The sequence below is a fragment of the Candidatus Saccharibacteria bacterium genome (genome assembly GCA_016789455.1).
Lineage (GTDB): Bacteria > Patescibacteriota > Saccharimonadia > Saccharimonadales > Saccharimonadaceae > CAIJKY01.
On the sequence record JAEUQU010000002.1, the window covers coordinates 268,206 to 288,501 of the forward strand.

A 20,296-nucleotide genomic window follows, 5' to 3' on the forward strand; every position below is an offset into this window, starting at 1 on the left:
CGGCGGGCGCGGCGGTTTACCGCCGGCGTGCCCGTACTGTATAATGTGCTCAACATGGCGCTGTGGCGGAGTGGTTACGCAGCGGTCTGCAAAACCGCGTACACGGGTTCGAATCCCGTCGGTGCCTCCATGTGTTATCAAAACTAAAAAGTCCGCGTTGCAACGCGGCTTTTTAAATACTAGTTGTAATAACTTGGGGAGACCCCGCGGCCGGGTGAGGGCCGCGGGGTTCCTTTCGGACGGGTGAGGGTCAGCGCCGGCAGCGGTTGCGCCGGGGGTCCTCATTGGACTTGCAGCGGCGCTGGGTGGTCGTGGCCGCCGCAGGCCGCCTGGGCTGACCCTGCTCGGCGGTGGTGCGCCGGGCCGGTGGCGTCGTGGTCGTGACGGCCTTGGGCGCCCTCTTGATGACCAGTGGTGCCACCACCGTCTTGGGCTGGCTGGGTTCCGCCTGGTCCTCCAGGAACTGCGGGGTGTGCCGTTCCATGAAGGCCGCGAAGGTGGTTGCCTCCGGGTAAACGATGCCGGTCACGCCGGGCATCATCGCCGGACGCAGGCCGCGGCTCGCGTTGGTGTACGCCAGGTCCACCAGGCGGGCCATGTACGGGTCCTGCAGCTCCACCGGCAGGCGCGCGATGGTCTCGTTGAGCTGCAGATCGCGCCACTTGGCGGTGGTGAAGAGGTGCTCGAGCGCCAGCGAGTCGATTTCTGACCGCTCCTCGCTCTCGTAGACGTGCTCCTCGCCGCAGAGCAGCGTGATCTCGTCACCCTCGCTGAAGCGGTTGTCCGCCTCGACGGGGCTGATGACGTACACGAAGTACTTGGTGTCGTCCTGGCCCTCGGGGATGAAGACCGGAGCGGTGCCGATCATGGCGGTGAGCGCCTCGGCGTCGCCCCTGCCGGGAGCGCCGGCCACCTCGTAGTCGAGGGACTGTTCACTGCACTGCCTGTCCAGTTCGTTCCTGTCGACGACAGGGGCCCCGGGCGCGGCAGCGCCACCGCAGGCAGTCAGGACCATCGTGACGGTCAGTACGGCCGCAACCACGATGGCCCGCCATACACGCAGGAATATCATCTGTCTCCTTGTTCTTGTCCGAAAGGTGTCAGACCCGCTTCTGAAGCCGGGTCCATCATTCCATTATAACACAAATAGTTAAAATAGTCAATTAATACAGAGGTAGGCGTGTAATGCCATACTTTGTTATTGTTCCGTTTCGTTCTACAATATGTGAGTGCCGGGGCAGTGCCCTTCACTACTCGTGGGCGAGTGGCGGAACTGGTATACGCGGCGGACTTAAAATCCGCTGGCCGAAAGGTCTTGAGGGTTCGAGTCCCTCCTCGCCCACCAAAATAAAATATCTCCCGCAGGGGGATGTTTTATTTTGGAGACTGGGAGGGGAGGGACTCGAACCCGATAGGGCAGAACGTCCAGTGGACGTTCTGTGAGCAATCATCAATGCGCATCATAACTCTCCATCTCAATCTCCCGCCTCCCCCCGAACACCCGCGGCCGCAACAGAGTAAGCCGGATGAAGATGACGTGCAGATGAATGCTCAGTGCACAGACCAGCAGGCCGAGCAGGCCATAGAGCCAGCCTTCAGTATCGAGGCTGTCGTTGTAGACGCCGCGGGTGGCGATCAGGCTGAAGGGGATGATAATGCTCATCCAGGTAATCCAGTAGCCAATCCAGCCACCGAGGGCCAGGCTGCGGATGAGCCAGCGGGTGCCCAGCTCGACTTCGACGAGCTTGCGGCTCTGGCCACTAGCATAATGTATCTCTTCCCAGGTCTCATGGACGCTGTCGACGCTGCGGGTGACGCTTTCCAGCGAAAGGTAGACCAGGGCACCGCAGATGATAGCCACCAGCAGCACGATGATGTTGTAGCTGAAGGGCTTGTCAAAAAGTTCAAGCATCAGGGGTATTAGATCGCCATGGGACTGCTGTAGGCCCGTCACCAACCCGTGGGTGCCAAACAGATATTCGCTGGCAAAATTTGACCGGAAGGCGTAGAGCCAGTTGCCGATGCCAAGGATAAGACCTGATATAAGGAGTGCCCACACCGCGCTGAACAAAGACGGCTTTAGGAGCAGTTTGAATAGACGAAACTGTTGCATATGGTTACTATAATAAGGTAATTCAGGACGCACGCCAATAAGAAGCTAAAGCTTATAAGGCAGCGCCAGCGTGAGGGGCGGGGTAAACATAAGCGAGGGGCTAAAAATGATTGACTTTTGAGGGCCGGTACAGCATATTTAGGTGTAATAGAAACATAAGCGTTACTATGTGTGAGAAAATTCAATGAAATCACAAGCGACAGCACGAATATCAAACATAAAAAAGTCCGGACTGCTCGCGGCGGCATTTATGCTGGCCAGCGCGCTGGTAGCGAGCTTCCCGACCAAGCAGGCGAACGCCGCAGCTTGTCCTGCACCTTCGGAAACGCTGGGATCGGCAACGACCACAGTCGACATTCCTTCGGAAGGTGAATACACGGTCTGGAGCCGCATCAAGGCGCCGGATACCACCAACGACTCCTACAACCTGGAAGTCAATGGTGAATGTTACACCGTCGGTGACGGCGGCGTAGCAGCTAACAGCTGGGAATGGGTCGAATACAAGGACGGTGCGGACGCCAACAAGATCCGCCTGCAGCTGCCTGCCGGCTCTGTAAACCTGAAGTTCATCGGCAAGGAAAGCGGCGTCGCCCTCGACAAGGTCATGTTTGTGCAGGATGACACCTGTGTACCGAGCAACCTGGGCGAGAACTGTGCCAGCACCTCCGACAACGCAGGCCCGGCCATCAACCTGACCAGCCCGACGGCTAACGCGACAGTGACCGGCACGGTCAATATCGCAGCGACCGCAGGTGACAACCCTGGCGGCTCGAGCATCGCGAAGGTTGAGTTCTACGTCGATGACGAGATGATCTCGTCCGACACCGAAGAGCCATACAGTGCCAGCTGGGACAGCACCACGGTTGCCAACGGCAGTGTCGTTATCTCGGCAAAAGCCTATGACGCAGCCGGCAATACCGCTGATTCCTCCTACCAGGTCACCGTTCAGAACGACGGCAATGACACGGGTGGCGGCGATGACGACGACGGCGGCAACGACCCAGGTACCGACCCAGGCGACGACGATGGTGGTAACGACCCCGGCAACGACAACGGCGGCAATGACCCCGGTGACGATGACGGCGGCAACGATCCAGGCAACGACAATGGTGGTAACGACCCCGGCGATGATGACGGTGGTAACGACCCAGGCGATGACGACGGCGGCAACGACCCCGGCGACATCCAGAACCCGACCACTCCTGGTAACGTCACTGCAGCTGCCGCTGGCAGCAACAAGGTCAACCTGAGCTGGGGCGCCAGCAACGACAACGTCGGCGTGACTGGCTACAAGGTAGTCCGCGACGGTATCGAAGTTGCCTCAGTCGGCTCGAACACCAGCTACGCTGACAACACTGTCCAGCCAAGCACCACTTACAGCTACCAAGTCATGGCTGTCGATGGCGCAGGTAACGCTTCTCCGCTCTCGACTGCAGTCTCAGTCACTACTCCGGCTCCGGCCGCTCCAGACACGCAGGCTCCTTCCACTCCGGCAGACCTCAAGGGCACTGCAGCCAGCTCCAAGCAGATCAACCTCAGCTGGCGCGCCAGCACTGACAACACCGGTGTCAACGGCTACGAAGTCTACCGCGTGACCGGTAACAAGACCGGCGCCGGCGAGAAAGTCGCTACCGTCAACACCACCAGCTTCGGCGACAGCGGCCTGAACCCATCGACCGCCTACACCTACTACGTCGTCGCCAAGGACACGGCTGGTAACCGCAGCCCAGAATCCAGCCGCGTCACCGTGACCACTCTGGCAGTCAACGCCGTCACCGGCCTGCCATCAACCGGCCCTGGTGACGACTCACTCGGCCTGACCGGCCCTGGCGGCATAAAGGGTAGCATCAATCTGAAAGTAACCGGTGGCCGCGTGGTCGTCTGGATCAACGGTACCAAGCGTATCTTCAGCCTCGACAGCCAGGGTAACTACAATGTTGCCGGCCTGCCCCGCGGTGTCTACTCCGTCAAGTACACCCTTCGTAACTACCGTGTCAGCTTCCTGTGGCTCAAGGTGGATGACGGCGTGAAGTCACAGAACGTCAGCCTTAAGCAGTAACAGCGAAAAGCAACGGATTAATAGGGAAAAAGGAAGACATACATGGAAGTTGAACAACCAGTAAACCCACAGGCAAAGAAAGCGACTCCCAAGTGGCTTCTGCCGGTCGCCATCCTGGTGGCGGTGGTGATAGCGGTCATCGCTATCGTCGCCATCGTCCGCCAGGCGCAGAACAACGTGGCCAACGAAGCCATCCCTGCCTCGGTCGTCGTGACTGGCAGCGGCTTCACCCCGGCGGTCGTCAAGGTGAAGGCTGGGGACAGCGTCACCTGGGTCAATAAAGACTCGACGCCGCACCAGATTGTCAGCCTCGAGCCGAACAACACCTCCGTCGCAGCTTTTGACAGCCGCGAGACACTGGGTCAAGGCGACTCCTACACCTACACCTTCGAAAAAGCCGGCACCTTCACCTACGGTGACAAGGTAGAGCCGACACTGTACAAGGGCACGGTCATCGTCGAGTAATCGGCACGGATCTAAAAAGAGCGCTGTAGCCGGCGCTCTTTTTTGTGCAATGGAGAGGCGCCGCATTACGCCCTCAGCAAACTTTCATCTGATGGTATAATAATGAGTATAAACAGATAGGAGATCTGAAAAATGGAAGTCGCACTTATTATTGTCGGAATTCTGGTCATTATCGGTATCGTACTGTGGGTCATCTATAACAGCCTGGTCACCGCCAAAATCAGGACTGACGAGGCTTGGAGTGATATTACCGTCCAGCTGAAGCGCCGGGCAGACCTTATTCCGAACCTGGTTGAATCAGTCAGGGGCTACGCCGCGCATGAGAAGTCGGTCTTTGAGAATGTCACCGAGGCCCGTAGCGCCATGCTGAGCAGCAACGGTGTTGCGGAAACGGCTAAGGCCGAAGGCGCGCTCGAAGGCGCCCTGAAGAGCCTGTTTGCCGTCGCAGAGGCATACCCTGACCTTAAGGCCAACCAAAACTTTTTGCAGCTCCAGGATGAGCTGGTCGACACCGAGGACAAGATCCAGGCCGCACGCCGCTTCTATAACGGTGCCGCCCGTGATCTGAACATCAAGATCAAGGTGTTCCCGAACAACGTCTTTGCGGGCATGCTTGGCTTTAAGGAGCGCGAGTTCTTTGAAGTGGAAGACATGGCTTCGATTGAGAAGCCGGTCGCAGTCAAATTCTAACCAGTAGATAATCCCGAGGGAGAGGACAGACAGTGTATAGCGCAATCGCAGCCAATAAACGCCGGACATGGTTAATCATGTTCCTATTCCTGCTGATCATCGCCGCGCTCGGTTGGGTGGCAGGGCTGTTCCTGAAGGGCGGCGGGTTGTTCTATACCTACATCGCCGTCGGTATCGCCATCATCTATGCCCTGATACAGTATTTTGCCGCTGCCAAAATCGCTTTGGCTGTCAACGGCGCCCGGAGGATTGAAAAGAAAGACAACCCACGCCTGTACCGGACGGTGGAGAACCTGGCGATTGCCTCCGGTATGCCGATGCCGGAGGTGTATATCATGGACGACCCGGCGCTCAACGCCTTTGCGACCGGCCGGGATCCCAAGCACGCCGCCGTCTGTGCGACGACCGGCCTGTTGGAAGCGATGGATGATACCGAGCTGGAGGCGGTTTTTGCTCACGAGATGGGGCATGTCCAGAACTATGACATCCGGGTGATGATGATCGTCTTCGGGCTGGTCAGCGCCATCGGCCTGCTGGCCGATCTCATTACTAACATGCTGTGGTTCGGAGGGGGTGACAACGATGAGGAATCGGGTCCGAACATCATTACCATCGTCATAGGTGTGGCCGTGTTAATCCTGGCGCCGTTGGCTGCGGCCATGGTGCAGCTGGCCGTCTCGCGGCGGCGGGAATACCTGGCTGACAGCACCGGTGCTTTGACGACGCGCTATCCGGAAGGTCTGGCCAGGGCGCTGGAAAAAATTGCTGCCAGCGGCGCCGTCACGCAGCGGCAAAACTCCTCGACGGCACATCTGTTCTTTGCCAACCCGCTCAAATCTGGCAGTTTCAAAAATCTGTTCAGCACGCATCCGCCTATCGAGGACCGGATCGCACGGCTGCGTAACATGGGATTGTAGCCGGAAAGCTCCTACACTGATGGCAAACAAGAAGTCGACGGTCCGGCCTGCCAAAAGCGCCAGGCAGGCGCTATCCAAGGTTGCGGCAAAGGCTGGTGCGCGGTTCAAGGCGCACCGTCAGCTGAGTCCGCACCGCAGTTTTCGCCTGACACGGCATACCGAGGTACCGCACTACAAGCCGATACCAAGTTGGTGGCGGCTTGCTGGCCGCACGGTGCGGCTGCTGTGGAGGATGCGTCAGATCGTCGGTGCGTTGCTGTTGATATACATCGTTATCAACTGGGTGCTGATAGGCCTGACGACGGTCAAGAACTTCGAGTCGTTCAAACAATTGGCAGACTCGTTGATCATCGATTTTTTCGGTGGCCTCCAGGAGCTGTTCCTGCTGGCCGGTACCGCCGTGACCAGCGTCAACGACCAGACGGTGGCGACGCAGGTCATGGTCGGTATCATCGGCCTGTTGTTCTGGCTGGGCTATATCTGGCTGGCACGGCATGCTATCGCTGATAAGCGCACGACTCTGCGCGAGACCTTGTATCTCTCTGGAACGTCGCTGGTACCTACTGCACTGGTCTTTCTGCTTGGGGCCATGCAGACGCTGCCCGGCCTGATGGGCGTTACCGCGTTGGCGGCCGTGATGCAGGGCGGCTGGGAAGACGGCACGATGGCCATGGCGTCGATGTTTGTGGTGTTGGCGGCGCTGCTGATTCTGCTCAGCGTGTATTTTCTGGTCAGCACTTTCGTGGCACTGCAGATCGTGGCGTTGCCGGGCATGTATCCGTGGCGGGCTTTGCAAGATGCCAGGGTCATCATAGCCGGGCGTCGTTTCAGTGTCATGCGCAAAGTGCTGATATTGCCCGTGCTGGCGCTGTTCTGGTGGCTGGTGACGATAGTGCCAGCCCTGCTGCTCGATAACATCATCTGTGCCGATGTGGATGGCGGCAGTTGTTGGTCGACGCCGCTGTTCCTGCCGACGCTGAACTTTTTGGTGTCGGCACTGCTGATCGCCTTTGTCAGCGTCTACGCCTATCTTCTCTATCGATCATTATTGGAGACACGTGATACATGACACATTCCCTTACCAAAGACGAGGCGGCAGAGCGCGTCCTGAAGCTGCGTGAGCTGATCAACCAGTATCGTTATCACTACCATGTGCTCGATGAGAGCATCATGAGCGAGGCGGCTGCCGACAGCCTGAAGCACGAGCTAAGCAGTCTGGAAGAGCAATATCCCGAGCTGGTGACGCCCGATAGCCCGACACAACGGGTCGCCGGTGCGCCCCTGGCCGGCTTCACCAAAGTCCAGCACCGTACCCGGATGATCAGCCTTAATGATGTCTTCAACCGCGAAGAGGTCGAAGCCTGGGATGCCCGCGTCAGAAAGCTGTTGCCGGGTGAAACATTGGAATATTTCGTTGACATCAAGATGGACGGGCTGGCGTGCTCCTTGACTTACCTGGATGGCGAGCTGCAAGTGGCGGCTACGCGGGGCGACGGCTTCACAGGGGAGGATGTCACCAGTAATATCCGTACTATCGATTCGGTGCCACTGCGGCTGCGGGGCGATGGGCCATTTACTAAGGGGCGCACCGAAATCCGGGGCGAGATCGTCATGTATAAAGAGGATTTCACGCGCTTGAATGCCGAGCTGAAAGCGGCGGGTGCCAAGACATATGCCAATCCGCGCAACCTGGCTGCCGGCACTATCCGCCAGCTTGACCCTCAAGTAGTGGCCCGGCGCAGACTGCACTTTAAAGCCTACGACCTGCTGCGTGATGATCCGACAGAAGTGCCGACGAACAGCATGGCATACGAGTCTATCCGGGAGCTGGGCCTGGCGGCCGGAAAGCACGCCAGGGTACTTGCCACGATTGATGAGATTCTGGAGTTTGCCGGGCATTGGCAGACGCGCCGTCTGGACCTGCCGTACAACACTGACGGCCTGGTGGTGAAGCTTAATGACCGGCGGCTGTTTGACCGGCTCGGTATCGTCGGCAAGGCGCCGCGCGGTGCCATCGCCTACAAATACCCGGCAGAGCAGGCCACGAGCCGCATCAAGGATATCTTCGTCAACGTCGGCCGCACGGGCGCGGTAACGCCGGTCGCCATGCTTGAGCCAGTGGTCATCGCAGGGAGTACGGTACAGATGGCGACGCTTCATAATGAATCGGAGGTGGCACGCAAGGATATCCGGATCGGTGATACGGTCATCGTACAGAAGGCGGGTGATATCATTCCAGAAATCGTTGAGCCGCTCGTATCGCTGCGCATCGGTGAGGAACAGGTCTTTAAGATGCCCGCGCAGTGCCCGGAGTGCGGCACGCAGCTGGTCCGGCCGGAGGGTGAAGTGGTATGGCGCTGTCCGAACACACGCTGTCCGGCGCGCGTCATGACGCACATCCAGCATTTTGCCAGCCGTGGTGCCATGGACATTGAGGGTTTGGGCGAGAAGAATGTCGTGGCCCTGCTTGAATCCGGCCTGGTCGAGGATGCGGCCGACCTGTTTGCCCTGACGGTGCCGCAGGTGCTGCAACTTGACCGTTTCGCGGAAGTCAGCGCCACCAATCTTGTGTCGGCTATCCAGGCACGCAAGCAGCCGCCGTTGCAGCGGTTTGTCTTTGCGCTGGGCATCCGCCACGTCGGTATACAGACCGCGATTGATATGGCGCAGAATTTTGGCTCGCTGGGGCGGTTGCGGTCGGCTACGGTCGATGAGCTGCTGGCGGTGGAGGGTATCGGCGCAGTCGTGGCCGAAAGTATCGTCGCATGGTTCGCCGATGCCGAAAACCTGGCGCTGCTCCAAAAATTTGAGACGTACGGCGTCCAGCCGGCTTCGGTCGATATTCCAAAGGACGGGCCCTTGACGGGTAAAAGCTTTGTAATCACTGGCTCGCTGGGATCGATGGGCCGGGATGAGGCCGCCGAGAAAATCCGCAGCCTGGGTGGTACTTTTCAGAGTTCCGTAGGCAAGGGTACGACCTATCTTGTGGCAGGCGGCAAAGTCGGTGCCAGCAAACTTCAGAAGGCAGAAAAGTTTGGTACGCTGGTCATTGATGAGGCGGCGCTTTTGGCGATGCTGGACTAGGTGCGCACCGTATCTACGCCAGGCACATATATCCGGTCGGTTGCTTGCATTTCCAGCTCTGCTGTGTAATCATAAGCATGTTAGCTCGTGCGCTCAGAACCGCATAAGATGCCGGTTCATAGGCTCTTCAATGTCTGGCGCTTAAAAAATAAACAATTAGCAAAAACATACTGAAGAGCCGGGTGGGCGCGCACGAGCTGCCAGATTTTCACCTAGCTCGCAATTGAAAGCAAAAAGGTAAGAATGCCGCCACGATTCACGCAAGACGGTCCGCCAGCTCCAGAGCCGACGCCGCCGCTTGCGCCCCAATCTGTCCCGCCAGCCACCCCCTGGCCATCGGCGGCTGCCCAGCCGCCAGCTTCGCCGTCACTGCCGTCATCGCCGCCGCCCACGCCTGCCATCATTCCTGTCCCCGTACCCAACCCTGTTAAGAATCCCGTCAAACCCCGACGCAAGGTAGTGCCACTTGCTCCTCCGGTCTTCGGTCAGCCCGCGCCGCCATTGGCCGAGTCTGGCGCTTCGCCGCTCCCGCCGATCGGGGTTCCGTCTGTGGCGCCCGGCACTGGCACAAAGCCGAAGACGACCGCTGTGCCAGCCATGCCGACACTGCCGGGGGCGCCACCTGTCTTTGGGGCACCCGCCAACTACGCACGCGTTGCCCAGGCATCCAGGGCCGTTCAAGCGGCCCAGCAAGGCACCGTCTTGCCAGCGCCTTCGATGACGCTTCCGCCGCCCCAGCGTGTGCTGCGTCCGCGTGCCCGGCCGGCCGCGCCCGCCCGCAAACCGTCACCGCTCGGAATATTCAAAAATAAGAAAGTAGTAGTCTTTGGAGGCGGCGCCCTCTCGGCCCTACTGCTCGTCGGTTTCTTCTTGTGGTATGGACCTGCCAGCGCGCCGCAGGCCGTCTTTTCGGCTGCCATCAACAACACCATGGACGTCAAGACGTACCGCCAGACCTTCACGCTCGACCGCAAGATCGGCAACTCACGGATCGCTGCCACCTATGTCGTCGACGTCAATGCGACCAATGTGGAACATCCGGTTGCCAAGGGAACCATGGAGGTGAACCAGGTGGCCGACGACGTCATCTCTGTCCGCAAGGGCGAGTTCGTGCTGGACGGCAACAAGGCGCAGTACATCAAGCTGACTGATTTCAGTGACGAGAATATCAGCGGCACCAACAAAGGTATCGACAAGGACAATCTGACACTGCTGGAACAGGTGAAGGACAAATGGCTGATTACCGATGAAGCATCCAGCGATCTGCCGCTCTCGACGCTGATCATGCTCAACCCGATGCAGCTGGCCAATCTCAACAGTGTCAATGGTTTGTTGCTGTATGGCAACATCGATGACGCCAAGCAACGCCAGCTCAACGACTTCAACCGGGCTAATAATGTGTACCGCATGGTTACCAGCCGGACCATGAGTTTTCAAGGCTATGAGACGTACCGCTATGATGTCAACCTTCAGCGCGTCAAGTTGCAAGAATACAATCAGCTATTCAATAAACAGCTTATTAGCAGCACCTTGTTGAGCTCATTGGATGCATTTACCTTGTTCGTCGATACGGGCTCACGGTTGCCGATGCGTATTGAGGCGCAGCAGGATGGGGGAGATTTAAGGCTGGTTATTGACTACATGAACTACAATAAGGAGATTGATATTGAGGCGCCGGCAGATGCGGTGCCCCTGGAGGAAGCCGTTCCCGGCCTTGATGGTGATGATTCTGGTGGTAGTCTCGATATTGAAGGTGCCCAGTAATACTTGACGCACTACGCCGGAATTTTTGTTATGACTTTCCAAATAGCCTCCGCATAGTCGATGGGGGAGGTACGCTTCGCTAGCAAGCTTGTGGTAGGTGCGTTTACATTTTGGAAATTCATAACAAAAATTCCGGCTGTGCTATGTAAGGTGACGGGGGATGCAATGTCGAGACCCGTGCGCGGGACATCTCCACAAGCCGCTCCCCCCTCCAAGGGCTGTACGTTGCTGACGCTTTTTTGCTTTCTTTTCCAAAATGTAAACGCGCCCACCACCAATTTGCTAGCGAAGCGTACCTCCCCAGCTGACCACAAGGAGGCTTTTTGGAAAGGAAAGCAAAAAAGCGTCCCGCACCATCCCACCCCTTGAGGTACCGCCCCGCTTGTGCTATGATGTCCCAAGTCGCAGCAGTATGGGGATATAGCTCAGTTGGCTAGAGCGCTTGCATGGCATGCAAGAGGTCCGCGGTTCGAGTCCGCGTATCTCCACCATGATGACTACTACGTAAAAAGATCCGTCTTCCGAGCGGATCTTTTTATTATGACGAGGGATACGTGACGGTGGGCTTTTCAGGGTCCGCGAATAATCAGCCCATCGTGCCAGACATCATGCTCGCCAGGAATCGTCGGGTCGGTGTAGGCACCGAGCTTGAAATAATTCTCCTCATCGATCATGGTGGGACGGTTGTACTTCTCGATGGTTTTGACGCCATCGACCCAGGCTTCGACAAAGCCGATGCTCTCATCTTTGGAAAACTTGACGTGTAGCACGTAATCGCGCCATACGCCTGGCTTGACGGTATCAAGGACCGCATGGTGCGAGCGGTCAACGCCGTCGCCAGCAAGGTGGATGACGCCATCGGGGTAGATATCGATATCAAGCGGCGGTGAGCCGTCCAGCCCTTTGTGGTGCCACTGCATAAAGATGAACCAAGGGTAGGGGCGGCTGGTCTCATACGGAATGGTAAGGCTTTCGCCAATCAGTGTCGACCATTGGTACCAGCGTTCGTCGCCCTCGTGCACCGCTCCTTCAATGTGATTGACCGCTTCCGCACGGCGGGCCGGCTCGCTGTAGCAATCGGCTTCTCCGGAGACGTGGAAGTGGCCCGAAGCGATGCTGTCCGCCGAGCGCACGATGGTGCGGTCAACCGAGACGACGTTGCCCTGGTCGGGGCAGTCCTGAATATCGTCGGCGTACTGCGAGGTGTCGCCAGTATTGAAATCGCCGACGAAAAGGACTGGTTTTGTAAACAGCTCTGCCGGACCCTTGAAGTCGCCGGCCGGAAGCGGTGCGTCATTGGCGCCAAACCCGACGGCTTTGCTGCCAGAGGCATCCAAAAGGCCTTCCAGCAGGTTCGCGCCTGGTGTCAGTGAAGCAAGTTCGGCTTCGTGTTGGGCGGCCATCCCCGCCGCCTTGGATATCAGATGGTAGCCCAGGCCGCCAAGACCCAGCAGAATGATTGACGTGGCGATGAAGGCCAGTGCGGCCGTTGGGGAGGTAAGTGACTGCCGCAGCCGGACGACGGGTCGCTGCTTAGTGCTCATGGTAATGAGTATAGTCGACTGGAGGGCTAGCGCCAACCGCCGCCGTTAAGAATTTCCCGCGAAAGATTGACCGAGCGGACGTCATCGACAGTGTCGGTTGGCAGTCCGACGCAACTATAGAGCGCTACTTGACGGAAGCCGCCTTGCAGGGCAATGGTAGATAACTGATGCTTGCTGATGGTGAAGCGTCGTTCGAAGCCTTGCTTGATCTCGTAGACGGGCGTAGCGGGCAACGTGCCTGGTTTGCAATCGTAGGCACGCTTGCTGCCGACGAAGTTCTGGTCGAAGGCAAAGCGCTGCTGGTCGGTGCGCGGTACCGTCAGGCGCTGCAGCATGTTCCTGGCATGCGCCGAACCGAAACCCAGCGAGTTTGAACGCGGATTGGCTACGGTCAGGTTATGCTTGTTGGCGCGTTCCAGCATGGCTCCGGTGATCTCGTCCCACGTCGCAGTAGGCTGGTAGCTGCGCGCCAGGCCCAGCAGGGCACTGACGAACGGTGTGGCGTATGAAGTGCCGGCCAGATTGCTGGCGTATGCCGTCGTGTCATTGATCTTGGTCCAGTAGGGAGCTGCCATCGACTCACCGGGAGCAAGAACATCAAGGTTGGCCCCGAAGCTGCTAAAGGTGGAGGCGGTGCCGTCCGGGCCGTTTGCACCGACGGCAAGTACCTCTGGATAGTTGGCCGGATAGACGATGCAGTCGCAACCATCATTACCGGATGCAGCGACGACGATAGCGCCTTTGCCGAGTGCGTACTGCACGGCTTCACGCAGATAATCGTCGGGGTTGTCGGAGCCCAGGCTGATGCTGATGACATCCGCGCCGGCATCAGCGGCGTAGTAGACCGACTGGCCGACGGTATACGAATCACCCAGTCCGTCGTCATTGAGCGCCTGGAGCGGCAGGATGGAGCTGTAGCGGTTGACACCGGTGGTACCTTTGGCGTTATTGTACTTGGCGGCAATGATGCCGGCGGTGGAAGTGCCATGGGCGGTACCGTCGCCATTGACGTTGGTGGTGCCGGCGAGCGGGGTGGCGTCTTCGTTGATGAAGTCCCAGCCAAGGCTGTCGTCGACGAAGCCGTTGCCGTCATCATCCAGCCCGTTGCATGATTTGTCGAGCGGCAGGCTGCGGCTGGTGCAGTTCGGTGCGCTTGGCGCCTGGCTGGCGGTAGTGCCCCGCTCACCTTCGTTATATGCCCAGCTGTCCACCAGCTCCTCGTGCTGCAGCGCGAAACCGGTATCGATGACGGCGATCTTCGTGGCGCGGGCGCCGGCCGGGATATCCCAGACATCACTCATGCCATTGGTGGCCACCCACCATTGGTTGGTCATGGGGTCATTTGGCGTCGCTAACGTCTTGTATTCGCGGATGGGGTAGCTCTTGCCGTTGCTGCCGACGATGACATCAGACTTCTTGGTGTCAGCCGAAACATCGCGGCTTTCGGCCGGTGTCGGTGCGGCGGATTGTGGTGATGTGCTTTGGCTGGCGGGCGGGGCCTGCCTGGTGCCTGGCTGGGCGTCACTCTTGTCTGGCGCGGCGTCAGCGGCTTGCGCGGCCTGAGCGGGCGTATCGGCGGCGGGAGTGGCAACCCGGGGGTCCTGCGAGGCAAGATTGGCAGCAAAGACAACCCCGGCAAGCAGCAGTCCGGCATTTAAGGCAATATGCAAATGGAGATGTTTTTTTATTTCTAAGTTTTTCATTTTTTAATTGTTATGTTTACGTATATTATTGCAGCGGAACCGGAAAAGGTCAACTGAATACCAGAATGCTCACGCTTATTACAACATCTGGCGCCATGCTATATAATGAACCCCAATATGAAGGACAAATTCAAGAAATATATCCAGGGTCAGCTCGAAGCGGCGGTCCGCACTTTCTTCACCAACCACCCAAGGGTCAAGCTGATTGCCGTTGCCGGCAGCGTCGGCAAGACCAGTACCAAGATGGCCACCGTCCACGTGCTTGAAACCCGGTACCGTGTCCTGGTGCATCGGGGCAATTTTAATACCGAGCTGAGCGTACCGCTGACCATTCTTGACCTGCCGCTGCCAGAGAGTCTGTACTCGCCGGTGGCTTGGTTCCAGACCCTGCGCCAGGCGCGGGAAAAAGCCAAGGCCAGCACGCCGTTCCCGTACGATGTGATTGTCGTCGAGCTGGGCACTGACAAGCCGGGCGATATTCCACATTTTGGCACCTATCTGCGCCCGGATCTGTCGGTGGTCACGGCTGTCTCGCCGGAACATATGGAATTCTTCAAGACCATCGAAGCCGTCGCACGGGAAGAGCTGGCTGTCAGTGATTACAGCGGCCAGCTGCTGGTCAACCGCGACGACATAGAAGAATCGTACTCTACATTTGTTAAAAATCCGTTAATTAGTACCTACGGCATCGGTGGCGTGGCCGAATATCATTTCTTGCCCGAGCAGACCAAGGCCGACGGCTCAACCAGTGGCAAGTTCGTCTCGCCGGAGTACGGCGAGCAGCAGGTCGACCTGAAGGTCATCGGCGAGCACAGCGTCAAACCGCTGATCGCAGCCGGTGCCGTCGCCATCAAGTTCGGGCTGAACCCGCAGGAAATCCGGCAGGCGCTCGAGGATATCATCGGCGTCCCCGGCCGCATGCAAGTACTAAGAGGTATCCATGACAGCATGATAATCGATGACTCCTACAACGCCAGCCCGCTGGCGACCGCAGCCGCACTGCAGACGCTGTACAGTCTTCAGGACCGCCAGCGCATCGCTATCCTGGGCAGCATGAACGAGCTGGGCGAGGTCAGCCAGCAGGAGCATGAACGCATCGGCAAGCTCTGCGACAACAGCCTGCTTGAATGGGTGGTGACCATCGGCAGCGAAGCCGAAAAATATCTGGCGCCAGCCGCCAAATCACGCGGCTGTCAGGTGCGCAGCTTCATGAGCGCCTATGATGCAGGCTCCTTTGTCCGTGGTGTGCTGCAGCCTGGCGCTGCCGTCCTGGTGAAAGGTTCGCAGAACGGCGTCTTCGCCGAAGAAGCCATCAAGTTATTGCTGCACAGCATCGATGATGAGTCCAAGCTGGTGCGGCAATCACCCGATTGGCAACAGGCCAAGGCCCAGTACTTCGATAAGTTCAAAAGCAGCAAGTAGCGTTACTGCCTGTGCCGCCGCGGATGCAGCCAAGGCGGGTAGGCAGTCTGCCGGCTGCATGATACGATACATCTAAGCAAACATAACCTTTATTACATTATGCCACCCCAAGAACCTCAAAACCCACAACAGCAACCACAACCGGAGCAGCCGTATGGCCAAAGCCAGCCCGTCCAGCCGTACGGCGTCCCGTCGGAGCAGCCGCAAGCAGTGCAGCAACAGGCATTGCCGCCAGTGCAGCCGGCCGCCCAGCCCTACCAGCCGGTAGTCCAGCAGCCTGCTCCCGGCCAGTCCTACCAGCCTGCTCCGGAAGCCCAGTATCAGCAGCAGGCTCCTGCTCAGCCGGAATGGTACGCCCAGGCCGCTCCCGCTCCAGCCGCGCCGGTCAAGGGTGGCATGAACAAGATGAAATTACTGCTGATCGGTGCTGCCGGTCTGCTGGTGCTGGCTGCAGTCGGTTTCGGGGTGTGGTACTCGTTCTATACCAAGCCGGAGAAGGCTGTCAGTGATGCCCTGGTCAACGCCATCCGTGCCGACCACGTCAAGCTGGCCGGCGACCTCCGTGCCGACCTGGTCAACTCGTTGGCTTCCGAGGAAAAGAGTGTCCTGAAGGCCAACTTCACCGCTGAACGCACCAAGGACAGCTTCAAGGGTAAGCTTGATGCCACCATGACCTTCGGTGTCGTACCGTTCAACGTCGATACCGAGCTGGTCTCCATGCCTAACGGTGATTACTTCTTCAAGGTCAACAACATCCGCGAACTGGCCAACCAGGCCGTGGGCGACCAGCCCGGCGCCATGACCGACCTTGAGCCACTGCTGCGCCTGCTCGACAAGAAGTGGGTCCAGCTGAGCGAAGCCGACTTCAAGGAAGCCACTTCCGGCGGCTCAGGCGAAGGCGAGGGTGGTCTGGCCTGTACTGATAAGGTCTGGGAAGAGTTCGACAAAAGCGGCGCCTTGCAGAACGACCTGGCCGCCACCTACGCCCTCAACCAGTTCATCGTGGTCAATAAGACGCTTGGCTCCGACACGATCAAGGGCACCGAAAGCGTTGGCTACCAACTGAGCATCGATAAGGCCAAGTCAGAAAGTTTCGTCAAGAAGTTTCGTGAGACCAACCTCTTCAAGAAGCTCGACGGCTGCAGCGACGGCGAGCTGGCCCGGTCCTTCACTGACGATAGCCTGACCACCTCCGGCGGCACTACCCTGGAAGCCTGGATCGGCAAATGGGACCACAATTTCTCGCGCATCAAGTTCACTGGCAAGGACAGCGACGGCGGCTTCGAGCTGAATACTGACACTGATTTCCGCTCGGCCGTAAAGATTGACGCGCCTGCCAAGGACGTCACCAAGTGGCAGACCCTGGTCAAGACCTACGAACAGTACCTGCCGACTCCCGAAGAAGACGACAGCGACACGCTGCTGCCCGGCGCCACCAGCCCGACCGAAAGCCTGCTGCGCAGCGCCCGTCCGCGACAGTAGTCACACCCTTTTCATCGGGACGGCGACTCTATATACTTGGGGTCATGAAACGATACAATCCAGCCGATATAGAGGCCAAATGGCAGGCGCAATGGGACAAGGATAAGACCTACCGGGCCCACGACACGAGCGATAAACCGCCATACTACGCACTCAGCTTCTTCCCGTATCCCAGCGGCATCGGACTGCATCTTGGCCATGTCCGTAACTTCAGCATCACCGACACCGTCGCGCGCTTCAAGCGCATGACCGGCCACGAGGTGCTGCATCCTATCGGCTGGGACAGCTTCGGCCTGCCGGCGGAGAACTTCGCCATCAAGACCGGCATCACGCCGCAGGTGTCCACCAAACAGAACACCGATAACTTCCGCCGCCAGATGAAACGCATGGGCTTCTCTATCGACTGGGACCGCGAGTTCGGCTCTACCGACCCCGACTACTACCGCTGGACACAGTGGTTCTTCCTGCTGCTGCACAAGCGCGGCCTGGCATACCAAAAGGAAAGCGCCCAGTTCTGGTGCCCCAAGTGTAAGACGGTCCTGGCTAATGAGCAGGTGGTCGGCGGTGGCTTCTGCTGGCGCCACGAGGACACGCCGGTCGAGAAAAAGCTGCTGAAGCAGTGGTTCTTCAAAATCACCGATTACGCCGACCGCCTGGATGCCGCCTTGGCTGACATGGACTGGCCGGAAGGCATCAAGGCCATGCAGCACAACTGGATCGGCCGCAGCCGCGGCGCTGAAATCAGCTTCAAGGTGACCGGTCATGACGAACACCTGACCGTCTTTACGACGCGGCCCGACACGCTGTTCGGTGCCACGTTCATGGTGCTGGCTCCGGAGCATCCGCTGGTTGATACGATCACCGGCGCCCGCCACAAGAAAGAGGTCGAAGAGTACATCCGTGCCAGCCAAGGCAAGACCGACATCGACCGCATGGAGCAGAACCGCGAAAAGACCGGTGTCTTTACCGGCGCGCATGTCGTCAATCCGCTGACCAAGGAAAAGATGCCGGTCTGGATCGCCGATTATGTCCTGATGGGCTATGGCACCGGCGCCATCATGGCCGTGCCCGCGCACGACGAGCGCGACTTTGCCTTTGCCACCAAGTTCGAACTGCCAATCGTGCCCGTCGTTGCCCAGGACTTTGGCACACCGGCCGACAACGAGAAGGAGGTGTCCGGCGTGGTAGTGCTGGGCTATGACGTCCGCACCCGCCGCTACCTCTCGATCCGCCGCCAGGATGATGTACAGACCTGGCTGGTGGGCGGTGGCCGCAAAAAGGACGAAAGCTTCGAAGCAGCCGCCGTCCGCGAGCTGGCCGAAGAAACCGGCTACACGGCTAAGACCATGATCCAGCTGGGCAATCCCATCTATTCGCATTACTACAACGACATCAAGAAGTCGCACCGCCGCTCTTTCGGCTATAACTTCCTGGCCATCATCGACAGTACGCAGCAGGCGGTTGCCACCCCCGAGTCACACGAGAAGTTTACTCCGGAATGGAAAGACTGGGCGCCACTTGTTGCCGAGATCGAAAAGACCGGCGGCGGCGTCGAGCACTGGCTCGAAGCCCTGAACCGCGCCAAAGCCGCTGCCGAAGCTTACGATCGCGGCGAAGCCTACCAGGCCGACTGCTACCACGGCGAAGGCACGCTGTTCAACTCCGGTGAATACAGCGGTATGAGCACAGCCGAAGCCCGAGATGCCATCATCGAGGATCTGGCCGACCATAAAACCGCCGAGGAACGCATCAACTACCGTCTGCGTGATTGGCTCATCAGCCGTCAGCGCTACTGGGGTGCACCTATTCCGATGATCCACTGCAAGAAATGTGGCACCGTGCCCGTCCCGGAAGACCAGCTGCCAGTCGTCCTGCCTGAACTGAAGGACTTTGAGCCCTCAGGCGACGGCCGCTCGCCGCTGGCCAGGGTGACTGAATGGGTCAAGGTCGACTGTCCGCAGTGTGGCGGCCACGCCGAGCGCGAGACCGACACCATGGACGGCTTCGCCTGTTCCAGCTGGTACTTCCTGCGTTTTGCCGACCCAAAGAACAGTGAAGCCGCCTTCAGCCGCGAGTTGGCCGAGCGCTGGGCGCCGGTCGACATGTACGTCGGCGGTGCCGAACACGCCGTCATGCACCTGCTGTACGCCCGGATGTGGACCAAGGTCATGGCTGACGAGGGCTTGATTAGCTTTGATGAACCGTTCGCCGCCCTGCGCAACCAGGGCATGCTGCTGGCCGCCGATGGCACGAAGTTTTCCAAGAGCAAGGGTAATGACATCAAGCCCGAGGAAATTATCGACCAGGGCTACGGTGCCGACGCCCTGCGCCTGATCGTGCTGTTCCTGGCGCCCTTCGACCAGTCGGTGCCATGGAGTCCCGAGGGTCTGGCTGGTTGCTACCGCTTCCTGCAGCGCATCTGGACACTGTTCCAGGAGCTGCACGCCATCACGCCCGCCGAGGCTGCACCCAAGTACCCGGATGAGGTCAACGAGCTGGTCCGGCTGCGGCACCACACTATCAAGCGGGTGACCCGCGACCTGCACGAACTGGGTTTCAACACAGCCATCGCTGCTTTGATGGAATACGTCAACGGCCTGTACAAACTGCGCTCGAGCGTGCCAATGTCCCAGTTCTACACCGAGTGGCAGGAAAGCCTGCGTGTACTGGCTCAGCTGCTGGCGCCGTTTGCGCCGCACCTGAGTGAAGAATTATGGGAGCAACTGCATGGCGAAGGCTCCATTCACCTGAGCCACTGGCCGGCATACGATGAGTCCCTGTTGGCCAGCGATACCGTGACCATCGTCGTCCAGGTCAACGGCAAGCTGCGTGGTGACGTACAGGTGGCCAAGGACGCCGCAGAGGCGGATGTGGCGGCACTGGCTCGCGCTAATGAGAATGTGGCAGGTTTCCTGGCGGGCAAGACCATCCGCAAGACGGTGTATGTGCCGGGGCGGCTGGTCAACTTTGTCGCTAACTGACCGCTAGTGCCTACGCTACCTATGGTGTGCCACAGGTAGCGTAGGGAAACATGAAAGACACGCTATATATAG

At 58.8% G+C, this 20,296-nt stretch carries 14 protein-coding genes and 3 tRNA genes; 13 read left to right on the top strand and 4 right to left on the bottom strand.

From position 1 onward, the window contains the following. Positions 1-56 precede the first annotated feature (56 nt). Positions 57-130: transfer RNA gene (locus JNJ66_02405), tRNA-Cys, on the top strand. 120 nt (positions 131-250) lie between these two features. Here the strand turns inward: JNJ66_02405 and JNJ66_02410 are convergent. Then, positions 251-1,072 (bottom strand): hypothetical protein, encoded by an 822-nt coding sequence (locus JNJ66_02410; protein ID MBL8159285.1) that lies wholly within the window; start codon positions 1,070-1,072, stop codon positions 251-253. Positions 1,073-1,258: 186 nt separating this feature from the next. Between JNJ66_02410 and JNJ66_02415 the strand changes: the two genes are divergently transcribed. Beyond that, positions 1,259-1,345 (top strand) — tRNA-Leu (locus JNJ66_02415). Between the two features lie 105 nt (positions 1,346-1,450). Here the strand turns inward: JNJ66_02415 and JNJ66_02420 are convergent. Continuing rightward, entirely contained in the window at positions 1,451-2,113 is a 663-nt protein-coding gene (locus JNJ66_02420; protein MBL8159286.1) for a hypothetical protein, read from the bottom strand. Between the two features lie 184 nt (positions 2,114-2,297). Here JNJ66_02420 and JNJ66_02425 point away from each other — a divergent pair, with 184 nt between their 5' ends. The 8 genes from JNJ66_02425 (at position 2,298) to JNJ66_02460 (ending at position 11,583) form a co-directional block, all read left to right on the top strand. Beyond that, a complete protein-coding gene (locus JNJ66_02425) occupies positions 2,298-4,172 on the top strand; it encodes a fibronectin type III domain-containing protein (GenBank protein ID MBL8159287.1) in 1,875 nt (624 codons plus the stop codon). A 42-nt stretch (positions 4,173-4,214) separates the two neighbouring features. After that, positions 4,215-4,637 (top strand): cupredoxin domain-containing protein, encoded by a 423-nt coding sequence (locus JNJ66_02430; protein MBL8159288.1) that lies wholly within the window; start codon positions 4,215-4,217, stop codon positions 4,635-4,637. Between the two features lie 132 nt (positions 4,638-4,769). After that, a complete protein-coding gene (locus JNJ66_02435) occupies positions 4,770-5,327 on the top strand; it encodes a LemA family protein (GenBank protein MBL8159289.1) in 558 nt (185 codons plus the stop codon). Positions 5,328-5,359: 32 nt separating this feature from the next. After that, positions 5,360-6,244: a zinc metalloprotease HtpX gene (gene htpX / locus JNJ66_02440; protein MBL8159290.1), complete on the top strand. Its 885-nt coding sequence runs from the start codon at positions 5,360-5,362 to the stop codon at positions 6,242-6,244. Between the two features lie 19 nt (positions 6,245-6,263). Beyond that, a complete protein-coding gene (locus tag JNJ66_02445; GenBank protein MBL8159291.1) occupies positions 6,264-7,313 on the top strand; it encodes a hypothetical protein in 1,050 nt (349 codons plus the stop codon). Further along, a complete protein-coding gene (gene ligA / locus JNJ66_02450; GenBank protein MBL8159292.1) occupies positions 7,310-9,328 on the top strand; it encodes an NAD-dependent DNA ligase LigA in 2,019 nt (672 codons plus the stop codon). Before JNJ66_02445 ends, ligA begins: the two co-directional genes overlap by 4 nt. A gap of 243 nt (positions 9,329-9,571) precedes the next feature. Continuing rightward, the gene (locus JNJ66_02455; protein MBL8159293.1) at positions 9,572-11,092 is read left to right on the top strand and encodes a hypothetical protein; all 1,521 of its coding nucleotides are present in this window, start codon (positions 9,572-9,574) and stop codon (positions 11,090-11,092) included. A 414-nt stretch (positions 11,093-11,506) separates the two neighbouring features. Then, positions 11,507-11,583, top strand: a tRNA-Ala gene (locus JNJ66_02460). 78 nt (positions 11,584-11,661) lie between these two features. On the opposite strand, the gene JNJ66_02465 is transcribed toward JNJ66_02460, so the two are convergent. After that, a complete protein-coding gene (locus tag JNJ66_02465) occupies positions 11,662-12,636 on the bottom strand; it encodes a polysaccharide lyase (protein ID MBL8159294.1) in 975 nt (324 codons plus the stop codon). 26 nt (positions 12,637-12,662) lie between these two features. Beyond that, positions 12,663-14,306 carry a S8 family serine peptidase gene (locus tag JNJ66_02470; GenBank protein ID MBL8159295.1) on the bottom strand — a complete coding sequence of 548 codons (1,644 nt, stop codon included), beginning with the start codon at positions 14,304-14,306 and terminating at the stop codon, positions 12,663-12,665. A 150-nt stretch (positions 14,307-14,456) separates the two neighbouring features. On the opposite strand from JNJ66_02470, the gene JNJ66_02475 reads away from it, so the two are divergent. The 3 genes from JNJ66_02475 to JNJ66_02485 all read left to right on the top strand — a co-directional run bounded on the left by JNJ66_02475 (position 14,457) and on the right by JNJ66_02485 (position 20,224). Continuing rightward, on the top strand, positions 14,457-15,761 hold the full coding sequence (locus JNJ66_02475) for a hypothetical protein (GenBank protein MBL8159296.1): 1,305 nt from the start codon (positions 14,457-14,459) through the stop codon (positions 15,759-15,761). Positions 15,762-15,860: 99 nt separating this feature from the next. Next, positions 15,861-17,243: a hypothetical protein gene (locus JNJ66_02480; protein ID MBL8159297.1), complete on the top strand. Its 1,383-nt coding sequence runs from the start codon at positions 15,861-15,863 to the stop codon at positions 17,241-17,243. A gap of 44 nt (positions 17,244-17,287) precedes the next feature. Next, complete coding sequence (locus JNJ66_02485; protein ID MBL8159298.1) at positions 17,288-20,224, top strand: leucine--tRNA ligase; 2,937 nt, start codon at positions 17,288-17,290, stop codon at positions 20,222-20,224. Positions 20,225-20,296 lie beyond the last annotated feature (72 nt).